24 protein-coding genes are annotated in these 24651 nt (G+C 67.3%); 4 read left to right on the top strand and 20 right to left on the bottom strand.

What is annotated here, in order from left to right:
• Nucleotides 1–33 precede the first annotated feature (33 nt).
• The 3 genes from ACFC0O_RS03250 to ACFC0O_RS03260 form a co-directional block, all read right to left on the bottom strand.
• Entirely contained in the window at nucleotides 34–1074 is a 1041-nt protein-coding gene (locus tag ACFC0O_RS03250; RefSeq protein ID WP_375953396.1) for a lipase family alpha/beta hydrolase, read from the bottom strand.
• 60 nt (nucleotides 1075–1134) lie between these two features.
• On the bottom strand, nucleotides 1135–1839 hold the full coding sequence (locus ACFC0O_RS03255; RefSeq protein WP_375953398.1) for a PadR family transcriptional regulator: 705 nt from the start codon (nucleotides 1837–1839) through the stop codon (nucleotides 1135–1137).
• 117 nt (nucleotides 1840–1956) lie between these two features.
• Nucleotides 1957–2652, bottom strand: coding sequence for an HAD family hydrolase (locus ACFC0O_RS03260; protein ID WP_375953400.1), 696 nt, complete (start codon nucleotides 2650–2652; stop codon nucleotides 1957–1959).
• 87 nt (nucleotides 2653–2739) lie between these two features.
• On the opposite strand from ACFC0O_RS03260, the gene ACFC0O_RS03265 reads away from it, so the two are divergent.
• On the top strand, nucleotides 2740–3540 hold the full coding sequence (locus ACFC0O_RS03265) for an ABC transporter ATP-binding protein (RefSeq protein ID WP_375953402.1): 801 nt from the start codon (nucleotides 2740–2742) through the stop codon (nucleotides 3538–3540).
• A gap of 47 nt (nucleotides 3541–3587) precedes the next feature.
• Here the strand turns inward: ACFC0O_RS03265 and ACFC0O_RS03270 are convergent, their stop codons facing one another.
• Nucleotides 3588–4160: a TetR/AcrR family transcriptional regulator gene (locus tag ACFC0O_RS03270; RefSeq protein ID WP_375953404.1), complete on the bottom strand. Its 573-nt coding sequence runs from the start codon at nucleotides 4158–4160 to the stop codon at nucleotides 3588–3590.
• A 74-nt stretch (nucleotides 4161–4234) separates the two neighbouring features.
• On the opposite strand from ACFC0O_RS03270, the gene ACFC0O_RS03275 reads away from it, so the two are divergent.
• Genes ACFC0O_RS03275 through ACFC0O_RS03285 form a run of 3 tightly spaced genes read left to right on the top strand, consistent with a single transcriptional unit; the run spans nucleotide 4235 to nucleotide 6014 of the window.
• Nucleotides 4235–5080 carry an SDR family oxidoreductase gene (locus tag ACFC0O_RS03275; protein WP_375953406.1) on the top strand — a complete coding sequence of 282 codons (846 nt, stop codon included), beginning with the start codon at nucleotides 4235–4237 and terminating at the stop codon, nucleotides 5078–5080.
• A gap of 51 nt (nucleotides 5081–5131) precedes the next feature.
• Complete coding sequence (locus ACFC0O_RS03280; protein ID WP_375953408.1) at nucleotides 5132–5563, top strand: hypothetical protein; 432 nt, start codon at nucleotides 5132–5134, stop codon at nucleotides 5561–5563.
• A gap of 10 nt (nucleotides 5564–5573) precedes the next feature.
• A complete protein-coding gene (locus ACFC0O_RS03285; RefSeq protein ID WP_375953410.1) occupies nucleotides 5574–6014 on the top strand; it encodes a MarR family winged helix-turn-helix transcriptional regulator in 441 nt (146 codons plus the stop codon).
• 45 nt (nucleotides 6015–6059) lie between these two features.
• Here the strand turns inward: ACFC0O_RS03285 and ACFC0O_RS03290 are convergent, their stop codons facing one another.
• From ACFC0O_RS03290 to pyrR, 16 genes are all read right to left on the bottom strand, one after another.
• Nucleotides 6060–8987 carry a primosomal protein N' gene (locus ACFC0O_RS03290; protein ID WP_375953412.1) on the bottom strand — a complete coding sequence of 976 codons (2928 nt, stop codon included), beginning with the start codon at nucleotides 8985–8987 and terminating at the stop codon, nucleotides 6060–6062.
• Nucleotides 8988–10202, bottom strand: a complete 1215-nt coding sequence (metK, locus tag ACFC0O_RS03295; protein WP_375953414.1) for a methionine adenosyltransferase — start codon at nucleotides 10200–10202, stop codon at nucleotides 8988–8990.
• A 196-nt stretch (nucleotides 10203–10398) separates the two neighbouring features.
• On the bottom strand, nucleotides 10399–11619 hold the full coding sequence (gene coaBC, locus ACFC0O_RS03300; RefSeq protein ID WP_364632498.1) for a bifunctional phosphopantothenoylcysteine decarboxylase/phosphopantothenate--cysteine ligase CoaBC: 1221 nt from the start codon (nucleotides 11617–11619) through the stop codon (nucleotides 10399–10401).
• Nucleotides 11620–11698: 79 nt separating this feature from the next.
• A complete protein-coding gene (gene rpoZ / locus ACFC0O_RS03305; RefSeq protein ID WP_375955921.1) occupies nucleotides 11699–11965 on the bottom strand; it encodes a DNA-directed RNA polymerase subunit omega in 267 nt (88 codons plus the stop codon).
• 89 nt (nucleotides 11966–12054) lie between these two features.
• Nucleotides 12055–12636 (bottom strand): guanylate kinase, encoded by a 582-nt coding sequence (gene gmk / locus ACFC0O_RS03310; protein ID WP_375953417.1) that lies wholly within the window; start codon nucleotides 12634–12636, stop codon nucleotides 12055–12057.
• Between the two features lie 7 nt (nucleotides 12637–12643).
• Complete coding sequence (mihF, locus tag ACFC0O_RS03315) at nucleotides 12644–12967, bottom strand: integration host factor, actinobacterial type (protein WP_067571887.1); 324 nt, start codon at nucleotides 12965–12967, stop codon at nucleotides 12644–12646.
• 537 nt (nucleotides 12968–13504) lie between these two features.
• Complete coding sequence (locus ACFC0O_RS03320) at nucleotides 13505–13930, bottom strand: VOC family protein (protein WP_364632493.1); 426 nt, start codon at nucleotides 13928–13930, stop codon at nucleotides 13505–13507.
• Between the two features lie 13 nt (nucleotides 13931–13943).
• Complete coding sequence (locus ACFC0O_RS03325; RefSeq protein ID WP_375953420.1) at nucleotides 13944–14573, bottom strand: LysE family translocator; 630 nt, start codon at nucleotides 14571–14573, stop codon at nucleotides 13944–13946.
• Between the two features lie 53 nt (nucleotides 14574–14626).
• Nucleotides 14627–15469: a patatin-like phospholipase family protein gene (locus ACFC0O_RS03330; protein WP_375953422.1), complete on the bottom strand. Its 843-nt coding sequence runs from the start codon at nucleotides 15467–15469 to the stop codon at nucleotides 14627–14629.
• A gap of 61 nt (nucleotides 15470–15530) precedes the next feature.
• Complete coding sequence (pyrF, locus tag ACFC0O_RS03335) at nucleotides 15531–16355, bottom strand: orotidine-5'-phosphate decarboxylase (RefSeq protein ID WP_375953424.1); 825 nt, start codon at nucleotides 16353–16355, stop codon at nucleotides 15531–15533.
• A gap of 4 nt (nucleotides 16356–16359) precedes the next feature.
• Nucleotides 16360–19665, bottom strand: a complete 3306-nt coding sequence (carB, locus tag ACFC0O_RS03340; protein WP_364632473.1) for a carbamoyl-phosphate synthase large subunit — start codon at nucleotides 19663–19665, stop codon at nucleotides 16360–16362.
• Nucleotides 19665–20783, bottom strand: coding sequence for a glutamine-hydrolyzing carbamoyl-phosphate synthase small subunit (gene carA / locus ACFC0O_RS03345; RefSeq protein ID WP_364632471.1), 1119 nt, complete (start codon nucleotides 20781–20783; stop codon nucleotides 19665–19667). The genes carB and carA overlap by 1 nt, the downstream gene beginning before the upstream one ends.
• Nucleotides 20780–21292: a transporter gene (locus tag ACFC0O_RS03350; protein ID WP_375953427.1), complete on the bottom strand. Its 513-nt coding sequence runs from the start codon at nucleotides 21290–21292 to the stop codon at nucleotides 20780–20782. The genes carA and ACFC0O_RS03350 overlap by 4 nt, the downstream gene beginning before the upstream one ends.
• Nucleotides 21292–22647: a dihydroorotase gene (locus ACFC0O_RS03355; protein ID WP_375953428.1), complete on the bottom strand. Its 1356-nt coding sequence runs from the start codon at nucleotides 22645–22647 to the stop codon at nucleotides 21292–21294. The genes ACFC0O_RS03350 and ACFC0O_RS03355 overlap by 1 nt, the downstream gene beginning before the upstream one ends.
• Entirely contained in the window at nucleotides 22644–23609 is a 966-nt protein-coding gene (locus tag ACFC0O_RS03360) for an aspartate carbamoyltransferase catalytic subunit (RefSeq protein WP_375953429.1), read from the bottom strand. Before ACFC0O_RS03360 ends, ACFC0O_RS03355 begins: the two co-directional genes overlap by 4 nt.
• A complete protein-coding gene (gene pyrR / locus ACFC0O_RS03365; protein WP_364632463.1) occupies nucleotides 23606–24241 on the bottom strand; it encodes a bifunctional pyr operon transcriptional regulator/uracil phosphoribosyltransferase PyrR in 636 nt (211 codons plus the stop codon). The genes ACFC0O_RS03360 and pyrR overlap by 4 nt, the downstream gene beginning before the upstream one ends.
• Nucleotides 24242–24651: the final 410 nt, after the last annotated feature.

The following is a 24651-nucleotide window of genomic DNA, read 5'->3' on the forward strand; positions in this document are numbered from 1 at the left end:
AACCGCCACGCCGCGCACCGGGCCGCGACCACCTCAGGAATGTGCCGCCAGCACCACTTCACTGATACCGGTGCCCAGCGCGACGGGCACGCAGGCCGGTGTCACCGCATGGTCCGGATCGAGCGCATTGCGCACCAACTGCTGCACGTATGGGTCGTAGACCTCGTGGAAGTGTCCGGTCTTGTTCACCGCGCACAGGTCCTGCAACACCACATTGGTCGCGTCGGCACCGCGCAGGGCGATGTTCTCGAAGGGCTGGATCATCTCATCGACCCGGCTGCCGATTGTGGTGTAGCGCACGCCGGGGACGGTGTCGCCACCCGCGTTCAGCTCACTGATGAATGCCGAACCGGCCGCCTGCTGGACCGCCGCGACGGAACTGAACAGTTCGGCGACGGTGTAGAGCGCGGGCACCTGCTGGGCCACGGGCACCAGGCCGTACATGACACCGCCGTAGCTGGGTGAGGCCACGCCGACCCACTGGCCGACCTTCGCCGCGCCGTCGAGTTTGTTGATGAAATAGCGAGTTACGCTGGCGCCCTGGGAGAATCCGACCATATCGACCTTGGCGGCCCCGGTCGCTGCGAGCACCTGATCGACGAACGCGCCGATCTGCGCCGAACTGGCCCACACATCCTCGGTGCCGTAGCTCTTACCGCCCGGCTTACCGCCGTAGTTCACCGCGAAAACGCAGAATCCGGCCTGTACGAGTTGCGGGCCGATGACCGAGAAGTCGGAATAGGCCGAGGAATCTGTGCCGTGTGCCAGAACGACCGGACGCGGATGGTCAGCGTTCGGCTTGCACGCGAAGTTGTTCGTCCCCTCCGGCGTGGCGTTCGGATGCAGCTTCAAATAGTTGGCCGCGGCGAGCGGACCGTCCTGCGGCGGGCCGGGTTCGGTCGGCACCACCGGCGGCAGAAAGAAGATCGTCCCTGCCACCGGCTGCCCCGAGGGCTGTGCCGCCGATTCGACCGGCATCGCCGTCATACCCGCAATAACCCCGAGCACCATCACCCCGACCGGTGCGACGCTGCGCAACAGCGACTTTCGCGACCGGCTCCTCCGAATTCCCATATAGGAATGATCGCTTGTGAGGGGTCACAATGCCTACCTGGTTGCGGTGTTGTGACCCCACTACTTTTCGGGTGTGTCGTCTTCGGCGAGGATCCGGTAGAGCGACCGGCGCGCCTCGGTGAGTACCTCCGCGGCCTTGGCGGCCTGATCCGGTGTGCCCGCCGCGGCGACCTGTGCGGCCGCACCCATGAGCTGACCGATCAGCGCGCGCAGATCGAGCGCCTGATCGCCGACGCCGTCCTTGACGTCCTGCCAGGGATCGCCCAGTTCAGCGCGATTCTCCTCCAGGTACGCGGTACCGGCCTCGGTGAGCTTGGCGGTCTTGCGACCGGCCACCTTCTCAATGATGACCAGACCCTCGTCCTCGAGCTGCGACAGCGCGGGGTAGATGGAACCCGGGCTCGGACGCCATACGTCCTGGCTCTTCTCGCGGATCTGCTGGATCAGCTCGTAGCCGTGCATGGGCCGCTCCTGCAACAGCAGCAGGATGGCGGCGCGGACATCACCGCGACGACCACGTCCACCGCGACCGCGTCCACGACCGAAGTGCGGGCCGCCACCGGGACCGAAACCGCCCGGGCCGAAACCGCCGGGACCGAATTCCGGGCCGAAACCACGGCCGTGACCGTGGCGATGCGGACCGTTCTCACGCGGGCCGAATTCGCCGCGTCCACCGCGTCGCATCCGCGGGTGTTCGGGGCCCTGCTGCTCATCGCTACGCAGTCGCCGCCAGGGCCCGCGGCCCCTGTTGTCAAAGTTCTCCATGCGTTCCATGGTGTGCCTCCTAAAGGCTTCGTCGTTGTTCTTGACGCTATCAACGATATATCGGCAATCTGTCGACAGCAAGTGTGTCGTGGGACACGAACCTGCCGGTTTGGTCTTTTAGGCGGGACGGGCGATCAAACCGCGCGAGGCGACGATATCGCGCAGGGCGCTCGGGCGATCCAGCACCGACACCGGATCCACCAGCGCGAACTCGCAGCCGAGAGCCGTTGCGCCGCCGTCGGCTTCGGCGCTGTCACCGATCATCAGGGCCTTCTCGGGGGCAACACCCAGGCTGGTGAGAGCGGATTCGAAGATGCGCGGGTCCGGCTTCACCGCACCCACTTCGAAGGACAGGGTGAACTCGTCGATATAGCCGTCCCAGCCCCGGCTGCTGAATGCCGGGCGGATATCCCAGGCGATATTGCTGACGATGGCCACCGGCACGCCGCGCTCATGCAGTGCGCGCAGGACCTCACCGGTATCGGGATAGGGGGTCCACATCACCGCGTCGAGCATCCGCTCGTAGATCTGCGTGGCCGGCACCTCCGGCACACCCTTGCGGATGAGCGTCTGCATATAGGCGATGCGATGCAGGGCGGGATCGAGATCCCTTCGCTCCCAGGCATATTGGCCCTCCTCGTCGAGTTCGACGAATTGGCCGACCGGGGCGGTCATCGCGCGCATGATCGCGGCGACCTCGTGGGTATCGAGGGGACGACCGTCGCCGTCGGTCAGATCGGCGTTCTGGTATTCCGATTCCTCGAATCGGAATACGGTGCCGGAGAAGTCGAAGAGAACCGCCTCGATCGCCATATCGCCACCCTACACAGCGGGTTTCCGGCGCACTGTGGCGTTGCTCGCACTCCTCAACTTGTCTGAGGAGTTTGCTACGGTGGAGGGATGACGGACTCCCCGGTGCTCCAGGTCGACGCGGTCGATGTCGTGCGGGATGGAAACGCTATCCTGCAAGCGGTTTCACTGACCGTGCGCGCGGGCGAGCACTGGGCGCTGCTGGGGCCGAACGGGGCGGGTAAGACCACCTTGCTGCGCATGCTGGGCGCGTTCGAGCATCCCACGCGCGGGACCGTCGAAGTGCTCGGCAAACGACTCGGGCGGGTGGATATGCGCGAATTGCGCACGGCCATCGGGCATGTCGATCCGCGGCATGCGCCGCGCAGTCCGCTGACCGTGCACGAGGTCGTGCTCACCGGCATCACCAACACCGCGGAGTTGGTGCCGCGCTGGCAGCCCAGCGCCGAACAGCTCGCCGAAGCCGATCGGCTGATCGAGATGCTCGGCCTCGCACATCGACATGACGCGCCCTGGCCGATTCTGTCGCAGGGGCAGCGCGGGCGAGCGCTCATCGCACGCGCGCTCATGCCGAGACCGCGACTGCTGCTGTTGGACGAGCCCGCCACCGGGCTCGATCTCGCTGGGCGCGAACAACTTCTGGAGCGGATCGACGTGCTTCAGCATGCGCACCCCGAGCTCGCGTCGGTGCTGGTCACTCACCATCTCGAAGAGCTCCCGCCGGGGACCACGCATGCCATGCTGCTGCGCGATGGTCGCGCGCTGGTGAGCGGACACGTTGATGAGGTGGTCACGACCGAGCACATCAGCGACGCCTTCGATCACCCCGTGCGGATCGTTCGCTCGGACGGCCGCTGGAGTGTGCGCCCGGCGCAACCCGCGCTGAGCTGAGCCGACTCTCCCACAACCCAATTCCAGGGCTCGGAGGATTGCGGCGCTCAAGCCAGGGAATCGATCCAGCGCTCCAGGCGATGCCCCTCCCCCGCCATCATGTCCGGATCACGGAATGTGTTGGTGAGCAGTGAGATTCCCTGATAGGACGCGAAGAGCGCGACCGCGAGTTCACGGGCGTCCTCGCGACCCATTGCCGCGAACTGGGATTCGATCCAGTCCAGCAGGGCGCGCATGACATCGGCGAGTTCCCGATCCAGGCCGTCGGCGCGCTTATCCAGTTCGGTGGCGAGACTGCCGGAAGGGCAACCGAATTGGACGGCGGTATCGCGCTGGTCTACCCAGCCGCGCACCAGCGCCTTGAGTCGCTCGGCCGGGCTGTCGAACTGTTCCAGCGCGGCGATGATCTCCTTCGCGGTGCGGTCGTGCGCGCCGATCGCCGCCTGGACCAGCTGATCCTTGGTCTTGAAGTAGTAGTAGACGTTTCCCACCGGCACCTCGGCGGCGCGCGCGATATCGGCGATGGTGGTCTTCTCCACGCCCTGTTCGTGGAAGACCTTGGCGGCCGCATCGGCCAGCCGCTCGCGTTTACCCGCGCCGCGACCCACTGAGTTAGTCATACAACTCACTATAGACAATCGCCGGTCGAATGCCCTACGGTCTTATTAGTCAGTCAACTAACTCAGGAGCAAAGATGATCGTGGTAACCGGGGCAACGGGCAATGTCGGCAGCACAGTGGTGCGGATCCTCGCCGATGCGGGCGAGAAGGTAGTCGCGGTATCGCGCGGCACCAAGCCGGTGGAACTGCCCGAAGGCGTCGAGCACCGCACCGGCGATGTGGGCGATCTCGCCAGTCTGGCCGAGGTCGCGGCCGGAGCGGACGCACTGTTCCTGCTCATCACCGGTGAGCAGCTGGCGTCCGGGCCCGAACCGGAGGAGATTCTCGAAACCCTTGCCGCGCAGGGTGTTCGGCGGGTGGTGTTCCTGTCCTCACAGGGTGCGGTGACACGGGCCGAGAGCGCGGGCTATGCCCGCACCATCGCATTCGAAAAGGCTTTGGCGGCATCGGATCTGGAGTGGACCTCGGTGCGGCCGGGTGCGTTCGCCAGCAATACCTTCGCGTGGATCGAACCCGTGCGGACCCAGCGCATGGTGCCCGCACCGTTCGGGGATGTGGGGCTGCCGGTGGTCGATCCGGGCGATATCGCGGCGGTGGCAGCGGCCGCGCTGCGCGAGGACGGGCATCACGGGCAGGCGTACACGGTGACGGGGCCCGCGGTGATCACGCCGCGGGAACAGGCGGAGGCGCTGGCGGCCGCGCTCGGGGAGCCGTTGCGGTTCGTCGAGTTGACGCGCGACGAGGCCAAGGTCAACATGCTGCGCTTCATGCCGGAATCCGTTGCGGATCACACGCTTTCGATTCTCGGTGAGCCGACCGCGGCCGAGCAGGAGGTCAGCTCCGACGTGCAGCGCGTCCTGGGCCGCCCGGCGACCAGCTATGCCGAATGGGCTCGGCGCGTCGCGCCCGCGTACCGCTGAAGCCGACACAACCCCTTGCCGATTTAGTATGCACGCGCTTATCGTCTACACATGCATACTAAATCTGACCTCTTCTCCGACGGCACCGTGCTGATGCCGTGGAATCCCGGACCCCGCCAAGACCTCTCCGGTGACGTTTTCGTCAGCGTGACCGACTTCCTGGCGGGGTCGGACGAGGAGGTTCGAACCATCTACGAGATCGGGCTGGAACTGGGCCGGACCTGGCCGGTCATGCAGGGCGCGGTCGGGCTGTGGCTGTGGGGCAGGCCCGCCGAACGGCGTGGCGGATCCATCACGGTGTGGGAATCCGAACGCGATATGCGGCGATTCGTGCGCTGGCCGGTGCACACCGCGATCGTCAAGGCGTGGCGAGGCAGGGTCGGTATCGGAACCGATTCGTGGCCGGCCGAACGGTTCGACGCGGAACAGATTCTGACCCGCGCCGCGGACACGATCGAACGGCCGCACCGCACCGCCGCATAATCTTGTCCGCATGAGGACAACCCGCCCGGATCTGGCAGCGATGATCGTTCCCCTCGGCCGCGCGCTGATGGCGGCCGAGCAGCCGATCCTGGCGGCACACGGGGTGAGCATGTGGGCGTACGTCGTACTGCTCGCCCTCGGCGAAGGACCCGCACGCGGACAGGGGGTGCTCGCCCAGGAGATCGGCGCGGACAAGACCCGCATCATCGCCGTACTCGACGACCTGCAAGCCCGCGGCCTCATCGAACGCACCCCCGACCCGGCCGACCGCCGCGCCCGCCTACTCGCCCTCACCCCGGCCGGACGCCGACTACGCGATGCGGCCCAAGCCGATATCCAGGCTCGCGAAGACCGTCTGCTCGACCGCATCCCGGCCGCCGACCGCCGTGGCTTCCTCAACGCGCTGACCGCGCTGGCCGCGCTTCCACGTCACGAGGTCACCGGCGAGTAGCGCCGAATGCGGCAGCGGCCGTATTCCACTGTCCGGCACGGGCTCTCAGCCGATATCGACCGGATCGATCTGCACGCGCAACGGGTCGTCGGACTTGTGGGTGCTGCGCACGGCCTGGGCGATGCTCAATGCTTTGGACAGCGAGGATCCGGCCGAGCGGTCCACGCGCAGAATCATCCGCTCCACTTCAGCGGGAGAATCGCCGGAGGAGAACGGCTTTCGCGCACCGGGCGGTAGCGGCACCGGGCCGAGCACCTCGACCACGTCGGGAAGCTTTGCCTCGGCGAGCAATTCGGCGATCGAATCGGCGGTACCGTCGATGGCGGCCAGCCGAACGGCGGGCGGGAACCGCACATCGATCCGCTCCCCCAGTTCGAACTGGGCGTGCCCCACCGGATCCCAGCGCAAGAACGCCTGCACGGTCGCCAACGCCGGATCCGCCATGACGATCACCTGCCCACCGGAACGCACCAACGCCGCGGCCGACATCCACCGTCGCATCGCATCCTCCGCCGCCCGCAAATCCTCACGCCCGAGCAGCGCCCACCCGTCCAGCAGCATCGCCACCGAATACCCGCCCGGCACAGACGGTTCCGCCCCAATAGTGGACACCACCACCTGTGGCCCCTCCGGCACCGAACTCAATACGGTCGACCCACCCGACCCCCGCACCGGCACACCCGGAAAGGCCCGTCCCAGTTCTTCAGCGGTTCGCGCGGCACCGATGACAACCGCCCGCAATGCCCTCGAACCGCAAGCCCCGCACCGGAATGCCGCCTCGGTGATCCCACACCACCGGCACGCCGGACTGTGCGCCACTTCCGAACCGCCACGCGGTGTTCCAACCCCCACCGCCACGCCCAGATCAACCCGATCCCGCGCACCCCGGGCCTGCGCTCCCGTGCCGTGACCGCGCCCGCCACCATCGCGTCCGGGATTCCCCCAGCCGCCCGCGGCCGCACGGTCACCCGCGTCGGTCCGGCCACCGGAAGATCCGCGGTCACCCGGGTTGCCCCAGCCGCCCGCGGCGGCCCGGCCGCCGGAAACCCCGCGGTCACCCGGGTCGCTCCACGCGCCGGAGGCCCCGCGATCATCCGTCTGCGCCCACGCGGTGGTATTTCCGCGCCCACCGGAACCGTGCGTGCGCGCTCGGCCGTCGCGTCCTTGCGCGCCGGGACCGGGCGCACCCCAATCGTTCTCGAAATTCAGCCCCTGCTGCTCGTACTCGCCGCTCTGCTGGGGTCCCCGGCCCTGCGCGCCCGACGCTCCCTGCGAGGCGGCGCGGCCCCGACCGGCCGGACTCGCGCCGCGCTGATCAGAGGTCGTCCCGCGACCGGCACCTCGGCCCGCATCCGATGCGGCGGCGGTACCGCGCGCCGTCGTGGCTTTAGCCGCCGTCGAAGCGCGGATGTTGTTGTCCGGCAGAGCCAATGGGCCGTTGCAGTGGCGGCAGCGGGCCGGGGTGCGGCATTTCGAGCAGGACAGGGCGGGGATGTAGCCGCGGCGGGGGACCTGGACCAGGACGGGTTCGCCTGCGGCCAGGGCGCGGCGGGCGGCCATGAAGGCAGCGGCCGGGATGCGGATCGCGCGCGCCATCGGATCCCGCTCTAGTGCGGCATCGGTGTCGCCGGGCGCGATGAGGCGGGGCATCACCTGGCGGAGCAGACTGCGTTCGGCGAGTAGGTCATGGGCCCAACCGGATTCGACGATGGCCTGCACCTCGGCGGTGCGCGCGAACCCGGCCGCGACGAATGCCGCCCCGGTCTCATGCGCGCGCAACATCGCCACTTCCCGCGCATGCGGATAGGGCGAGCGAGGCTCCGCGTAGGTGTCATCCCCGTCATCCCAAATAGCGATGAGCCCGAGGTCTTTCACCGGCGCGAACACCGAACTGCGAGTGCCGACGACCACCCGAGCCGTCCCGCGCAAAGCGGCCAGCCATCGCCGATACCGCGCCGAAGGCCCCAACCCGGCCGCCAACCCAACCGCCGACTCCCCCACCAGCGCAACACATTCCGTCAGCACGCGATCCAGATCCCGCTGATCCGGCACCATCAGAATCGCACTGCGCCCACTCCCCACGGTCGTAGCCGCCAACTCCGCCAACCGCCGCGCCCAATCCTCCCCCGGCAGCGCCTGCCAAGCCGCCCGCGGCCCCCGCCCAGCAGCCACCGCACCGAGGAACGAATGCCCATGCGCATACCGACCCCATTCGGGGTACAACTCCGAAACTTCCTGCCCCGCCACAGCTTCAGCAAGACCGGGGTCCGATTCCGCGTCGCCCTCCACCACGTCCGACCCGGACGCGGCCGGTGAATGTACCTCCAGCGCAACAGCAGTCGTGGGCTGCTCGGTGATTCCCGTGTCCAGTGATGATTCGACTGCTGCCGGAGCGGTTTCCGGGAGAGCGTCGTGTTGATCGGGCGCGCTGTCCGGGATCGGGTCGGCCGGGTCGTCGAGGTCGATCGGGGCGGGTTCGGCGGCAACGGCTTTCGCGGCGGCCTTACCGCGGCGCTTCTTCGGAGCTGCGGGTTTGGGGGTCGCGCCCTCGGATTCGACTTTGGCGTGGCGGGGTGGGATGGCCAGGCGCAGGACATCGGCTCGGGTGCCCGCGTAGCGGGCGGCCACGGCGGTGACGAGGCGCAGGATCTCCGGGGTGAGGACCTTCTCTGGGGAGACCACTCGGTCGAGGCGGACGAGTTTGCCTGTGTGGGAGGTCTTTTCGAGGCGTTCGAGAATGTAGCCGTCGATGAGGCGGCCGGAGAAGCGGACTCGGACTCGGACGCCGGGTTGGGCGTCGGCGTCGAACTCAGGGGGAACGAGGTAGTCGAAATCCCGGTCCAGGTGCGCGGGTTCGAGCAGGGGCAGGACCCGGGCGATGGGGCGGGGGGCGGCTACGACGGCGGGAGCGCCGGGCTCGGAGATGGTCTCCGTGCTCGGCGCTCCCGTCGATGCCTGTCCCGTGTCGGCCAATTACAGACCGGCGGCGGCGCGCAACTTCTCCGCGCGGTCGGTGCGCTCCCAGGGCAGATCCACATCGGTGCGGCCGAAGTGGCCGTACGCGGCGGTGGGCGCGTAGATGGGGCGCAGCAGGTCCAGATCGCGGATGATCGCGCCGGGACGCAGGTCGAAGACCTCGCCGATGGCGGCCGAGATCTTGGCCGGATCGACCAGTTCGGTGCCGAAGGTCTCCACGAACAGGCCGACGGGGGCGGCCTTGCCGATGGCGTAGGCGACCTGAACCTCGACGCGCTCGGACAGACCGGCGGCGACGACATTCTTGGCGACCCAGCGCATGGCGTAGGCGGCCGAACGGTCCACCTTCGACGGATCCTTACCGGAGAACGCACCGCCACCGTGGCGAGCCATGCCGCCGTAGGTGTCGACGATGATCTTGCGACCGGTCAGGCCGGCATCACCCATCGGACCGCCGAGCACGAACTTGCCCGTCGGGTTCACCAGCAGCCGAATGTTGTAGGTGTCCAACGGATTCGGCAGCGACAGCTCGGCGAGCACCGAGTCGACGACCTTCTCGCGGATGTCCGGGGTGAGCAGGTTGTCCAGGTCGATATCGGCCGCGTGCTGGGTCGAGATGACGACCGTGTCCAGGCGCTTGGGGATATCGCCCTCGTATTCGATGGTGACCTGGGTCTTGCCATCGGGACGCAGGTACGGCAGCACACCGGACTTGCGGACCTCGGTCAGGCGACGGGAAAGCTTGTGCGCCAGCGAGATCGGCAGCGGCATGAGCTCGGGGGTCTCGATGGTGGCGTAACCGAACATCAGACCCTGATCGCCCGCGCCCTGGCGCGCGATGTCATCGTCCTCGCCGCCGACGCGGGCCTCGTGCGAGGTGTCCACGCCCTGCGCGATATCGGGCGACTGCGCGCCGATGGCGATGTTCACACCGCAGGACGCGCCGTCGAAACCCTTTGCGGAGGAGTCGTATCCGATCTCCAGCACCTTTTCGCGGACGATCGTCGGGATATCGACGTAGGCCGAAGTGGTGACCTCACCGGCCACGTGCACCTGGCCGGTGGTCACCAGGGTTTCCACCGCGACACGGCTGCGCGGATCGGCCGCGAGCAACGCGTCGAGGATGGAATCGCTGATGGCATCACAGATCTTGTCCGGATGACCTTCGGTCACGGACTCACTGGTGAATAGGCGGCTGCCAGTCGTGCGCACAGTTGTTCCCTCTCCCTCAACGGGTTTCTCGTATCGGGCTGCCACGGTAGCGCTTCTCCACCACCGCACAACCCTTTGTCTCAGGTTATGCCAATAAATTCGTCACAAGGCGCGAGGACGCTCCGGTGACGAACATATCGTGACTCAGACAGCTGCCGTCATGTGGCAGCCGTCCGAACCCTGCGGTGCCGAGGCTTCAGCGGAGCAAGGGGCCGAGCGCATCCAGCACTCGACTGGCCAGCAGTGCCTTGGATCCGTGGTCCAAGGCGATCTCGGTGCCATCGGCACCGAGCAGCCAACCATCATTATGGTCTACTTCGAAGGCTTTGCCTTCACCAACTGCGTTGACCACCAAAAGATCACAGCCCTTACGGGCGAGTTTGGCGCGCGCGTGGGTGAGCACATCGGCGTGTTCATCACCGGTTTCGGCGGCGAAGCCCACGATCGCGGTGCCCGGTAGCTGACCGTCCCGGCGCGACTGCACCAGACCCGCGAGAATGTCCGGGGTCTTGGTCAGTTCGATCGAATTCGGTTCGTCCGCACCCTTTTTGATCTTCGCGGCGGCCACGTTCACCGGCCGGAAGTCGGCGACGGCGGCGGCCATGATGACCGCGTCCGCACCGATGGAATGCTTGTCGACCGCCACCTTCAACTGCTCGGCGGTATTGATGTGCACGACTTCGACCGCGGCGGGCGGGGGCATACCGATGGTGTTGCCCGCGATGAGCGTCACCTGGGCACCGCGCTGCGCGGCCACCCGGGCGATCGCATACCCCTGCTTACCGGAGCTGCGATTGCCGAGGAACCGCACCGGGTCCAGGGGTTCACGAGTGCCGCCGGCGGATACGACGACGCGACGGCCCTCGAGATCACGCGGGATCGCGTCCTTGCGCTCGAGCAGCAGTGCCGCGAGCGCGTAGATCTCCTCCGGTTCGGGCAAACGCCCTGCGCCGGAATCGGATCCGGTGAGCCGCCCGTGCGCGGGCTCCATCACGGTGGCGCCGTGCGCGCGCAAGGCGGCCACGTTCGCGATCGTCGCGGGATGCTCCCACATTTCGGTGTGCATCGCGGGCGCGAACAGGATGGGACATCGGGCGGTGAGAAGTGTGGCGGTGAGCAGATCGTCCGCGCGGCCGGAAGCGGCACGCGCCATGAGATCCGCCGTCGCGGGGGCGATGACCACCAATTCGGCTTCCTGACCGAGTCGCACATGCGGCACCTCGGGCACATCGGAGAAGACTCCGGTGTGCACGGGATGGCCGGACAGCGCCTCGAAGGTGGCCTTGCCGACGAAATTCAACGCCGCCTCGGTGGGGATGACGCGCACCTCGTGGCCGGTTTCGGTGAACCGGCGCACGAGGGCGCAACTCTTGTATGCGGCGATACCGCCGCCGACACCGACGATGACCCGGGTCACCGCATGCCCCGGGTGGATTCTGTCGTCACTACGCCTCCAGCGCCGTAGAGAGTTGCCTGGCTCTTACTCTCTCGGGGGCTTATTCGCCCTCGGAGTGCTCCAGCAGATCGGCGTGGATCTCACGCATGGCCACCGACAGCGGCTTCTCCTGCAGACCCGGCTCGACCAGCGGGCCGACGTATTCGAGAATGCCGTCGCCGAGCTGGTTGTAGTAGTCGTTGATCTGCCGGGCCCGCTTGGCTGCGTAGATGACCAGCGCGTACTTGGACGAGGTCCGTTCCAGCAGTTCGTCGATCGGCGGGTTGGTGAGGCCGACCGGAGTGTCGTAGGCGGGGACGGTCTTCATGTCCGTACTCACTAGGAAGGCTCCTGCGGGTTGGTTTGAAAGGGTGAAACCGGCTCACTTCGAAGATGAGCCGGTTGTTCTTTCGAGAACTACCTCGAAATTGTGCTAACGAACAAGGATACCAACTGCTCACAGGCAGTCGTCACCTCGTCGTTCACTATGACGATGTCGAACTCGTCACAGGCCGCCAATTCGGTCTTGGCGGTGAGCAGCCTTCGCTCTATGACCTCGGGCGATTCAGTGCCTCGCGAGGTGAGCCGGGAGACCAATTCCTCCCAGCTGGGCGGGGCCAGGAAGACCAGGGTGGCTTCCGGCATCGCCTTGCGGATCGAGCGCGCTCCCTCGAGGTCTACCTCGATCAGGACCGGGTGTCCGGTCGCGAGCGCTTCACGCACAGGTGCGGCCGGGGTACCCGACCGCTGTAGTCCACCGTGGATATCGGCCCATTCGAGGAGCTCGTCCGCCGTGATCATGGCGTCGAAGTCTTCGCGGGACACGAACCGGTAGTCGCGACCGTCGACCTCCCCGGGCCGGGGGGCCCGGGTGGTGGCCGAAACACTGAAAACCAGTTCGGGCAGTCGTTCGCGCACGCAGCGCACGACAGTGGACTTGCCGACGGCCGAGGGGCCGACCAGTACTACCAGTCGTCCCTTCCGAGTGTGTTCGACCACCCTCGGATTAATCTGCCGTGAAGTCGAACCGGGCCAGCAGCGCCTTACGCTGCCGGTCACCCAGTCCGCGCAGGCGGCGAGTGGGAGCGATTTCGAGCTCGCTCATGATTTCGGCTGCCTTGACCTTGCCCACCTTCGGCAGAGCCTCGAGCAGTGCCGACACCTTCATCTTGCCGAGAACTTCGTCCTTCTCGGCATCAGCAAGGACCGTCTTCAGATCGGTACCGCCACGCTTCAGGCGCTCCTTGAGCTCCGCCCGAGCACGGCGAGCGGCAGCCGCCTTCTCCAAAGCAGCGGCGCGCTGCTCGTCAGTCAGCTGGGGAAGGGCCACGGTTCCTCCGTCTCATCGTTCATTGCATGTACTCCCGCCGTTCTAACCCGGCGGTCTCAGCGACCGTACCCACGACGCCTCCCGATTGCGAACCCGCCCCCCAGGTCAGCGCGTGATTCCGAGCACGACCGGGCGGAATGCGGCCATCCGGGTGGCCGGTCCGACCGGGTCCGGCGACTCATCGCGAAGGTGTACGAATCCCCTTGTGGCCAGGGGTTTTTCGGCTTTCGGCGGATGTGCGGAACAGCGTTACCGATGTCCGATTCAGACCGTGACCCACCTGTAATCATCCGACCTGGAACTTCTTCGAATTTCCCGGCGTGTCGCGCGAAACTGCACCGCGTGTCGCGGATCACCCGACCCATTCGAACACCGTTCGAACACACGATCCCGCCGCAGGTCCAGCCCCCTAATGCCACCCCGATCGGGCGCGCTGACCCCTGACGCCGTCACAGACGGGTGAAACCCGAAGGATGCGACTTCCCGGGCGTTTCGCCCACAGCGCAGCGCCAGGGGACGATCAGGACAAGCGATCGATCAATCGTCGTACTGGCAGAGCTCGATCAGGGTGCCCTCCGGGGCGCGCAGATGGGCCACGCGCATACCCCACGCCTGCTGGTCGACCGGTCCCGCGGCGAGTACGACACCGCGCGCTTCCAGCGTCTTCGCGGCGGCATCGACATCGGCGACGCGGAGCACGACCACGACCGCGTCCACGCCATCGCGCGGGCGGTGTTCGGCACCCACCGCGGCCTCCATGAACGCGCGGGTGAACAGCGCCAGATCGGCGTCACCGGCGACGAAGCAGGCGTAGGGACCGTCGGCGGGTTCCGCGCCGCTCTCATCGGGATGTTTGAGCGGTAGGCCCAGGACATCGCGGTAGAAGCGATAGCTCGTCGTGAAATCGTCTACCAGGACACGTGTTTGGGCGTAGGACAGCAGGCCCAGGTTGTTGTTCGACACAGCGCAAACCTAATCAGTTGGACTGCACGGCGATGCGCAGGCCCAGCGCGACCATGACCGAACCCATGACCGCGTCCAGGGCGCGCCGGACCCGGCGGCGGGTGAAGGCGTGCCGGAGCGCGCCGACGCCGATCGCCAGGGCCGCGAACCAGGACAGATTGGCGACGGTGCAGACAATGCCCAGCTCCAGGGTGCTCAGCACGGTGGGGTCGGCCGGAAGGAACTGCGGGACCAGCGCGATGAAGAAGACAGCGCATTTGGGGTTGAACAGGTTGGTCAGCAGGCCCTGGCGGAAAGCCAGGCCCATCCCTCGCTCCCGGCCCGAATCGGCCGTGGCAGGCGCGTATTCGCCGCGCCGGGCCGCGAGCAGAGCGCGAATTCCCAGGTAGCCCAGGTAGATCGCGCCCGCGAGCTTGACAACCGTATAGGCCATCGCCGAGGCGGCCAGCAGCCCCGCTATGCCCACGGCGGTCACGATGGACCAGGTGAACACACCCACGGCTACGCCTGTGGCACAGGCGATTCCGGCGCGACGGCCGGTGACGGCGGCATTGCGGATGACGATCATCCAGTCCGGTCCCGGTGACATGGAACCGAGCAGGATCACACCGGCCAATGCGAGCACCTCCGCTGTCGACATCATGCCGACAGCGTACGAGCGCGGCCGCAACGCCGCGCCGGGTTCACCGATTGCCGTCAGCGCGTGGGCCACACCGCTTTCAAGCGCGGCGCGGCGTCGGCGGCCTGGCGATAACCCGCCTCGTACGAGGGGTTCAGCGCGGCCGGATTGAACAGGTCGACGCCGAAGACGGCGATCGTCTCCGCATCCGGAACGATGGACAGCGTTGTCGCGCCACCCAATTCACTGTCCGACGCCGCGTGCGGAAACATATGCGCCAGCGGTTCGATGATCAGCAGGAAATCCGCCCCCGCCGCCAGATCGGCATTGATGGGCGACCGCATCCCACCGTCGATGTAATAGCGGCCCTCGATCGGAATCGGCGGGAACACACCGGGAACCGAGGTACTCGACGCCAGCGCCTGCGGCAGCGTGGCCACACCGTCACGGGTCCAGGCTTGCAGTTCACCGGTGGTGATATCGACGGCGGTCACAATGAAATCCGCCTCCGACCACTCGGAAACCCCTGCGACACCGGCTATCCGGGCGATATGCGCATCGGGATCGCCGACCCCCATCTCCAGCGCACGAGCCCCGGCCCGCCGCCGCGCCTCATTCCCGCTGATGCCCGGCGTGGCGAGAATGCCCATGATCTCACCGAAACCCGCCGGATCGATCTGCGGCGCATCGCCATCCGGGACCGGCATGGAGACCAGCTGTTGCAGATCACCGTGCCCGGTGATGACCGAACCCACCACCGCGCCCGCCGACGTACCGACAACCCGATCGGCCAGCGCCAGATCGATCCCGGCCTCCCGTAACCCGACGGCCAGCCCGGTCATCCAGCAGATGCCCAGCGCCCCGCCTCCACCGAGAATCAGAGCGTGCTGAATAGCGTTGGGCGGCACCGCGTCAGACATGGGTACCACTGTACCGAAACGGCCCGCTGCGAGATTTCACAACGGGCCGTTCAGAAGTCGATCACCGCTGTAGGAAAGCGAACTCCTCGGCCAGTTCGGCGACGCGGTCCTGCAGGGCCGCGACCGAGGGGCCGGATTTGAGGACCTCGCGGGAGACGTTCGGCAGGACGGCGCCGAGATCGCTTGCGGGGACCAGGGTGCGGATGGAGTCGGCTCCGCCGCCCTGCGCGCCGACACCCGGCATGAGGATGGGGCCGTTGAGGGCGGACAGGTCCGGGGACTCGGTGAGGGTCGCGCCGATGACCACACCGACCGAACCGAAGTCCGCGCCCTTGTTGAGCGCTGCCGCGTCGTCGACCATGCGCTGGGCGATGGTGCGGCCGTCCGGACCGGTGATGCGCTGCAGTTCGGCGGCTTCCGGGTTGGAGGTGGCCGCGAGGACGAAGACGCCGCGGTCGTTCGCGCGGGCCAGGTCCAGAGCCGGTGTGAGCGAACCGAATCCGAGATACGGCGAGACGGTGACGGCATCGCTGGCCAGCGGGCCGTCACCGAGCCAGGCGTGCGCGTAGGCGTCCATGGTGGAGCCGATATCGCCGCGTTTGGCGTCGGCGAGCACCAGGGTGCCCGCCTCACGCAGTGCGCGAATCGTCTCCTCCAGCACGATGATTCCGGCCGAACCGTAGGTTTCGAAGAACGCCACCTGCGGTTTGACCAGGGCCACCCGACCGGCGAACGCCTCGACGCAGGCATTGGCGAACTTCGCCACGCCGGCGGCGTCCTCGGTCAGGCCCCAGGCCCGCAGCAGCGGCGGATGCGGGTCGATGCCAACACAGACGGGTCCGTGCTTGCGCATCGCATCCCGCAGCCGCACACCGAAACTCGTCATCGCGTCAGCCCCGCAGGGTGGCGTGGAGTTCCTGCAGGGACCGCACGCCGATGCCGCCGTTGATGGTGGCCTCGATGCCCTGCACGGCCGCGGCCGCACCCTGCACGGTGGTGATGCACGGGATGTTCGCGCTCACCGCGGCGGTGCGGATCTCGTAACCGTCCACGCGCGGACCGTTATTGCCGTACGGGGTGTTGAAGACGATATCGACCTCGCCGTCCTTGATCATGTCCACGATGCTGGGCTGATCGGTGGCCTCGTCCGAATGCTTGCGCACCTGCTCGCACGGAATACCGTTGCGGCGCAGCATTTCCGCGGTGCCTTCGGTTGCCAGGATGCGGAAGCCCAGGTCGTGCAGGCGCTTGACCGGGAACACCATGGCGCGCTTGTCGCGGTTGGCGATCGAGACGAACGCGGCGCCTTCGGTCGGCAGCGAACCGTAGGAAGCGGTCTGGGACTTGGCGAATGCCGTACCGAAGTCGGCGTCGATGCCCATGACCTCACCGGTGGACTTCATCTCCGGCGAGAGCAGCGAATCGATACCGCTGCCGTCGGGCCGCTTGAAGCGGTGGAACGGCAGTACGGCTTCCTTCACCGCGACGGGCGCGTCGATCGGGGTGTACCCGCCGTCGCCCTCGGCCGGGAGCAGGCCCTCCTTGCGGAGTTCGGCGATGGTGGCGCCCAGCGCGATTCGCGCCGCGGCCTTGGCCAGCGGGACCGCGGTGGCCTTGGACACGAACGGCACGGTGCGGCTGGCGCGCGGGTTCGCCTCGAGGACGTAGAGCACATCGTCCTTGAGCGCGTACTGCACGTTCAGCAGACCCTTGACGCCGATGCCCTTGGCCAGCGCCACGGTGGAGCGGCGCACGGCCTCGATATCGCTGCGGCCCAGGGTGATCGGGGGCAGGGCGCACGCGGAGTCGCCGGAGTGGATACCGGCTTCCTCGATGTGCTCCATGACGCCGCCCAGGTAGACCTCGTCGCCGTCGCACAGGGCGTCGACGTCGATTTCGATGGCGTCTTCCAGGAACCGGTCGATCAGCACGGGGCGATCCGGGCTGATATCGGTGGCTCGGGAGATGTAGCCCTCGAGGGTCTGCTCGTCGTAGACGATCTCCATACCGCGACCGCCCAGCACGTAGGACGGGCGCACCAGCACCGGGTAACCGATCTCGGCGGCGATCTTCTTCGCGGCCGGGAAGGTGGTGGCGGTGCCGTACTTCGGCGCCGGAAGTCCCGCTCCAACAAGGACATCGCCGAATTCGGCGCGGTCCTCGGCCAGATCGATGGCGGCGGCGGAGGTGCCGACCACCGGAACGCCCGCGTCCGTGAGCTTTTGGGCCAGACCCAGCGGAGTCTGACCGCCCAGCTGGCAGATAACGCCAGCGACGGTGCCGGATTCGGTTTCCGCGTGGTAGACCTCGAGGACATCCTCGAAGGTCAGCGGCTCGAAGTAGAGCCGGTCCGCGGTGTCGTAGTCGGTGGAGACGGTCTCGGGATTGCAGTTGACCATGACGGTCTCGTAACCGGCTTCCGAAAGCGTCAGTGCCGCATGCACACACGAGTAGTCGAACTCGATGCCCTGACCGATGCGGTTCGGACCCGATCCCAGGATCAGAACCTTCTCGCGCTCCTTCTGCGGCGCCACTTCGGATTCCGCGGCGGGATCGAGCTCGTAGGCCGAGTAGTGGTACGGGGTCTTGGCCTCGAACTCGGCGGCGCAGGTGTCGACCGTCTTGAACACCGGGCGGATGTGCAGGCGATGCCGCAGTGCGCGCACGCCGTCCTCACCCGCGAGTTCCGGTCGCAGCGCGGCGATCTGGCGATCGGAGAGGCCGTAGTGCTTGGCGGTGCGCAGCAGCGGCTCGTCCAGTACGGCCGCGTCCAGGATCTCCTGGCGCAGTTCGACCAGCGCGGCGACCTCGGCCACGAACCACGGGTCGATGCCCGAGGCCTTGGCGGTGTCCTCGATGCTCGCGCCCAGGCGCAGCGCCCGCTCCACCTGGTAGATGCGGCCCTCGGTGGGGGTGCGCAGATCTTCCAGGATGGCCTCGACATCGGTCCAGTCGCCATCGGGCTGGGTCCAGAAGCCGGTGGCCTTGGTCTCCAGCGAGCGCAGCACCTTGCCCAGCGCCTCGGAGAAGTTGCGGCCCATGGACATTGCCTCGCCGACCGACTTCATGGTGGTGGTCAGCGTCGGGTCGGCGCCCGGGAACTTCTCGAACGCGAAGCGCGGAGCCTTGACCACGACGTAGTCGAGCGTGGGCTCGAAGCAGGCCGGGGTCTCCTTGGTGATGTCGTTGACGATCTCGTCCAGGGTGTAGCCGATGGCCAGCTTGGCGGCGATCTTGGCGATCGGGAATCCCGTTGCCTTGGAAGCCAATGCGGACGAGCGCGAGACGCGCGGGTTCATCTCGATGACGATGAGGCGGCCATCGGCCGGATCCACCGCGAACTGGATATTGCAGCCGCCGGTGTCGACGCCGACCTCGCGCAGGATGTCGATGCCGAGATCACGCATCTTCTGGTATTCGCGGTCGGTGAGGGTCATGGCCGGAGCGACGGTGACCGAGTCACCGGTGTGCACGCCCATCGGGTCGACATTCTCGATCGAGCAGACGATGACCACATTGTCATTGCGGTCGCGCATGAGCTCGAGCTCGAATTCCTTCCAGCCCAGGATGGATTCCTCGATGAGCACGTTCGCGGTCGGCGAGGCCGCGAGGCCGCCACCGGCGATGCGATCGAGATCCTCATCGTTGTAGGCCATACCGGAACCGAGGCCGCCCATGGTGAACGACGGGCGCACCACGACCGGGAAACCCAAGTCGCGCACGGTCTCCCGGACCTCGTCCATGGTGTAGCAGACCTTGGAGCGGGCGCTCTCGCCGCCGACCTTGGCGACGATGTCCTTGAACTTCTGCCGGTCCTCACCGCGCTGGATGGCTTCGAAGTCCGCGCCGATGAGCTCGACGTTGTACTTCTCCAGAATGCCGTTGTCGTGCAGGTCGACCGCGCAGTTCAGCGCGGTCTGACCGCCCAGGGTCGCCAGGATCGCGTCCGGGCGCTCCTTGGCGATGACCTTCTCGACGTACTCCCAGGTGATCGGCTCGACGTAGGTGGCGTCGGCGAACTCCGGGTCGGTCATGATGGTGGCCGGGTTGGAGTTGACCAGCGAGACGCGCAGGCCCTCGGACCGCAGCACGCGGCACGCCTGGGTTCCGGAATAGTCGAACTCACAGGCCTGGCCGATGACGATCGGACCCGAGCCGATCACCAGGATGTGATTGAGGTCGGTACGGCGTGGCATCAGGCACCTTCCATCAGGCCGGCGAAACGATCGAACAGGTAGGCGGCGTCGTGCGGTCCGGCGGCGGCCTCGGGGTGGTACTGCACCGAGAAGGCGCGGCCGCTGACCAGCTGAACACCTTCGACGACACCGTCATTGGCGCAGATATGGCTGACCTCGGCCTTGCCGAACGGGGTGTCGAAGACCTCGCCGCGCTCGCCTTCGAGGGCGAAGCCGTGGTTCTGGGCGGTGATCGAGATGCGCCCGGTGTGATGTTCGATGACCGGGACATTGATGCCGCGGTGGCCGAACTTCATCTTGTAGGTATTGCGCCCGAAGGCGCGGCCCAGGATCTGGTTACCGAAGCAGATGCCGAACAGCGGGATATCGGCCTGCAGCACCTGCTGGGTGAGCGCGACCGCGCCGTCGGCGGTGGCCGGGTCACCTGGACCGTTGGACAGGAACACCCCGTTCGGGTTCAGTTCCTTGATCTGGTCGAAGGTGACGTTCGAGGGCACCACGTGCACCCGCATACCGCGCTCGGCGAACATGCGCGGGGTGTTGGACTTGATGCCGAGGTCGACCGCGACCACCGTGAAGCGGTGCTCGCCGACCGGCTCGATGGTGTACATCTCATCGGTGGAGACCTCACCGGCCAGGTCCGCGCCCAGCATGGAGGGCTGCCCGTTGACCCGCGCGACGAGCTCCTCGTAGTCGGCAAGGGCGGTGCCGGAGAAGACGCCCGCCTTCATGGAACCGCGAGTGCGCAAGTGCCGCACCAGGGCTCGGGTGTCGATGCCCGCGATGCCGACAATGTTCTGGTTCTCCAGCTCATCCTGCAGCGTGCGCTTGGAGCGCCAGTTGGAGGCGCGGCGCGCGGGATCGCGCACGGCGTAACCGGCGACCCAGATCTTGCTCGACTCGTCGTCCTCGTCGTTCCAGCCGGTGTTGCCGATCTGGGGCGCGGTGGCCACCACGATCTGGCGGTCGTAGCTGGGGTCGGTGAGGGTCTCCTGGTAGCCGGTCATCGCGGTGCAGAACACCGCCTCACCCAAAGTCTGTCCCTGTGCGCCGAAGGTCGTCCCGCGGAATACGCGGCCGTCCTCGAGCACCATCACTGCGACGTTGTCGCTGCTCATGCCTCGTCTCCCGTCTTCGTCGTCTCTGTCTGCGGTGCGCCAGTCCAGGCCGGGTACACCGTCTTGTCGTCGCCCCGGAATCCGGTATCCACCTCGGTTCCGGTCGGCAGCTTCCAGCGAATCACCAGCACACCGCCTTCGGTCATCACTTTGCCCGCATGCCCGCGCTCGGTGCGCACCGCGGTCACCGACTCCTGCGGAATCCAGATGGTGCCCGCGCCGTCGCGCTCGAGCAGGATGCCGCGCTCGAATCGGGTCAGTTCCGCGGTGGCGCGGAAACCCAAGTCGCCCACGGTGACTCGCTGAATCCAGCTCGGGGCCAGGGTGCTGCCGAGGTAGAGGCCCGTGGTGGGCTCCAGCAGCTGTGCGCCGCAATCGGCGGGCACGGCCGGCAGGTCACCGATCGACGCCGCCTGCTTCTTCGCGCGGCCGGTCCAGGCCCGGTACATGCCCCACAGGCACAGCGCGAAAAGTGCGAGCAGCACGACGATCGTCAGTGTTCGCTCCATTACGGTCCTCCTCGGTTCCCCACCCGCCGGTCGCCACCGGCGAAGACCTCATCGCCACCGCGCGGGGCGCTGGCGACTCCGTTGCGCGAGGTGACGCGGCCGCGCAGGAAGGTGGCGGTCACCTTCGCGGGCAGGGTCATCTCGTCGAACGGGGTGTTGTGGGCGATGCTGGCGAGTTCCTTCGCGCGCACCGTCCACTCGGTGTTCGGATCGATCAGCGCCAGGTTGGCCGGTTCGCCGACGGCGAGCGGGCGGCCCTGATCGTCCAGGCCCACGATGCGGGCCGGGTTCTCGCTCATGACGCGGGCCACGCCGCGCCAGTCGAGCAGGCCGGGCTGGACCATCGTGCGCACGATGATCGACAGGGCGGTCTCCAGGCCGAGCATGCCGGGGCGGGCGGCCGCGAATTCGCAGCACTTGTCCTGTTCGGCGTGCGGGGCGTGATCGGTTGCGACACAGTCGATGACACCGTCGGCCAGGGCCTGGCGCAGCGCGGTCACATCGGAGGATTCGCGCAGCGGCGGGTTGACGCGGTTGACCGCGTCGTAGGTCTCCAGGCGCGAATCATCGAGCAGCAGGTGATGCGGGGTGACCTCGGCGGTGATCGAAATGCCCTGGGACTTGGCCCATTTGAGCAGTTCGACGGTGCCCGCGGTGGAGGCGTGGCAGATGTGCACGCGCGCACCGGCATCGCGGGCCAGCAGGGCGTCACGGGCCACGATGGATTCCTCGGCGGCGCGCGGCCAACCGGCCAGACCCAGGCGGGCGGCGTTCGGACCCTCGTGCGCCACGGCGCCCTTGGTCAGGCGCGGCTCCTCCGCGTGCTGGGCGATGAGCACGCCGAGGGAGTTCGCGTATTCCAGCGCGCGGCGCATGATCAGCGGGTCGTAGACGCAGTGGCCGTCATCGGAGAACATGCGCACCGCGCCGACTCCGGCCGCCATGGTGCCCATTTCGGCGAGCTGCTTGCCCTCCAGGCCCACGGTGACCGCGCCGACCGGATGCACGTCGACCAGGCCGACCTGCTGTCCGCGCCGCCACACATGGTCGGTGATGACCTGCGAATCGGCGACCGGGCTGGTGTTGGCCATGGCGAAGACCGCCGTGTAACCGCCCAGAGCCGCTGCGGCGGAACCGGTTTCGATGGTTTCGGTGTCCTCGCGGCCCGGCTCGCGCAGATGCGTGTGCAGATCGATGAAGCCGGGGAGCAGGAATTGCCCGGTGCCGTCGATGATTTCGGCGTCCTCGGCCTTCAGACCGGCACCGATCTCACGGATCTCACCGTCGGCCAGCAGGACATCGACCGGGTCGCCTTCGCCGTACAGACGGACGTTCTGGATCAGGACGTTGTTCATGCCACCACCTCGTCGGTTCCTACCAGCAGGCGGAAGAGCACCGCCATGCGCATATGGACTCCGTTGTTGACCTGTTGCAGCACAGCCGCTTTGGGGGAATCGGCGACGGCCGACGCGATTTCCATGCCGCGCAGCATGGGGCCCGGATGCAGTACCACCGCATGCTCGTCGAGCATGCCGAGGCGGCGCTCGCTCAGGCCGTAGTTGATCGAGTACTCGCGCGCCGACGGGAAGAAGCCGCCGTTCATGCGCTCGGCCTGCACGCGCAGCATCATGACCGCGTCCGCGCCGGGAAGTTCGGCATCGAGAGAGTGCGAGATCCGCACCGGCCAGGCCTGCACGCCCACCGGCAGCAGCGTCTGCGGCGCGACCAGCACCACATCCGCGCCGAGGGTGCTGAGCAGGAAGGCGTTCGAGCGCGCCACCCGGCTGTGCAGGATGTCGCCGACCAGCACGATCCGCTTACCCTCCAGATCGCCGAGCCGCTGACGCAGGGTCAACGCGTCCAGCAGCGCCTGGGTGGGGTGCTCATGGGTGCCGTCACCGGCATTGATGATGGCCGGGCCGGGACCGGTGAAACCGCCGCTGCGCTCCTGGATCTGGGAGAACCAGTGCGCGATCTGATGTGCCGCGCCCGAGGCCGGATGCCGCACGATGAGCGCGTCCGCACCCGCCGCGTGCAGGGTCAGCGCGGTGTCGCGCAGCGATTCACCCTTGGAGTTCGAGGAGCTCGACGAGCTGACGTTGATCACGTCCGCGCTCATCCACTTGCCCGCGACCTCGAAGGAAACCCTTGTACGCGTGGAGTTCTCGAAGAACACCGTCATGACCGTGCGCCCGCGCAGGGTCGGCAGCTTCTTCACCTCGCGCCCGAGCAGGGCCTGTTCGAAGCGTTCGGCGTCATCGAGCAGTTCGGTGGCGGCGGCGCGATCCAGATCGGTCACCGAGAGCAGATGCTTCACTTGTCACCCTCCTGACGCAGGTACACACCGTCGCGGCCGTCGTGCTCGCGCAGTAGTACCGAGATGTCCTCGCTGCGGGAGGTGGGCACGTTCTTGCCGACGTAGTCGGCGCGGATGGGAAGTTCGCGATGGCCGCGGTCGATGAGCACGGCCAGCTGCACCGCGCGCGGGCGGCCCAGATCGCGCAGTCCGTCCAGGGCCGAGCGCACGGTGCGCCCGGAGAACAGCACATCGTCGACCAGCACCACCAGCACGTCTTCGATTCCGCCTTCGGGCACCGAGGTGCGCTCGAGCGGACGGTGCGGTTTGCTGCGCAGGTCGTCGCGGTAGAGGGTGATGTCCAGGGAGCCGACGGCGGGGCGGACCCCGGCGAACTCCTCGATGCGATTTGCCAGTCGAGCGGCGAGAGTCGTTCCGCGCGTGGGGATTCCGATCAGCACCACGCGGGGGGCGGCGGGATCGCCGGAGTCCAGCGCGGTCTTCTCGATGATCTGGTGCGCCATGCGCGCGATGGTGCGGCCGACATCGGAATCCGAGAGCAGCTCGCGCCCCGCGTCCACCTGTGCGGGATCGTGTCGCTGCGAGTGGTCAGCAGCGCTCGACTTGGCAGCCCGGTCTTCGGGCACAGCCATGCCGACCTCCTTCCCCGCCTCACCGGACGGTCCGTTAAAGGATGTCTTTTCGGGTTGCGAGCCTAGCAGCGCCGCCGACCCGGGCCGTCACCGCACCCCTGTGGCAACCAGCGGTTCGCGGCGGGTCGGCGAGTTGTGCGTGACACACCCGCGGACAAGGTGCGGGTTCGGCGCGATCGGGCCGCATAGGCCCCGCACCAGGGAGTTTTCGACTACGAATCCTCACAACCCGGACATGGCCCAGGCAACCGCGCAGCTATGAATTGAACCGATCGGTCTCGTACTGCCGCTCGGCCTTTCCCCATCGCTGGGAGGAAGCTCACAGTGTGCGAGCTGCCGATCCGCCCGCCGAGTCCCGCTTGGCGGCAGGTCTTCATACACCGTAAACCGGTCTGTGCGATGCTCGGAGA

This window comes from Nocardia sp. NPDC056100 (assembly GCF_042266325.1).
Taxonomy (GTDB): Bacteria; Actinomycetota; Actinomycetes; order Mycobacteriales; family Mycobacteriaceae; genus Nocardia.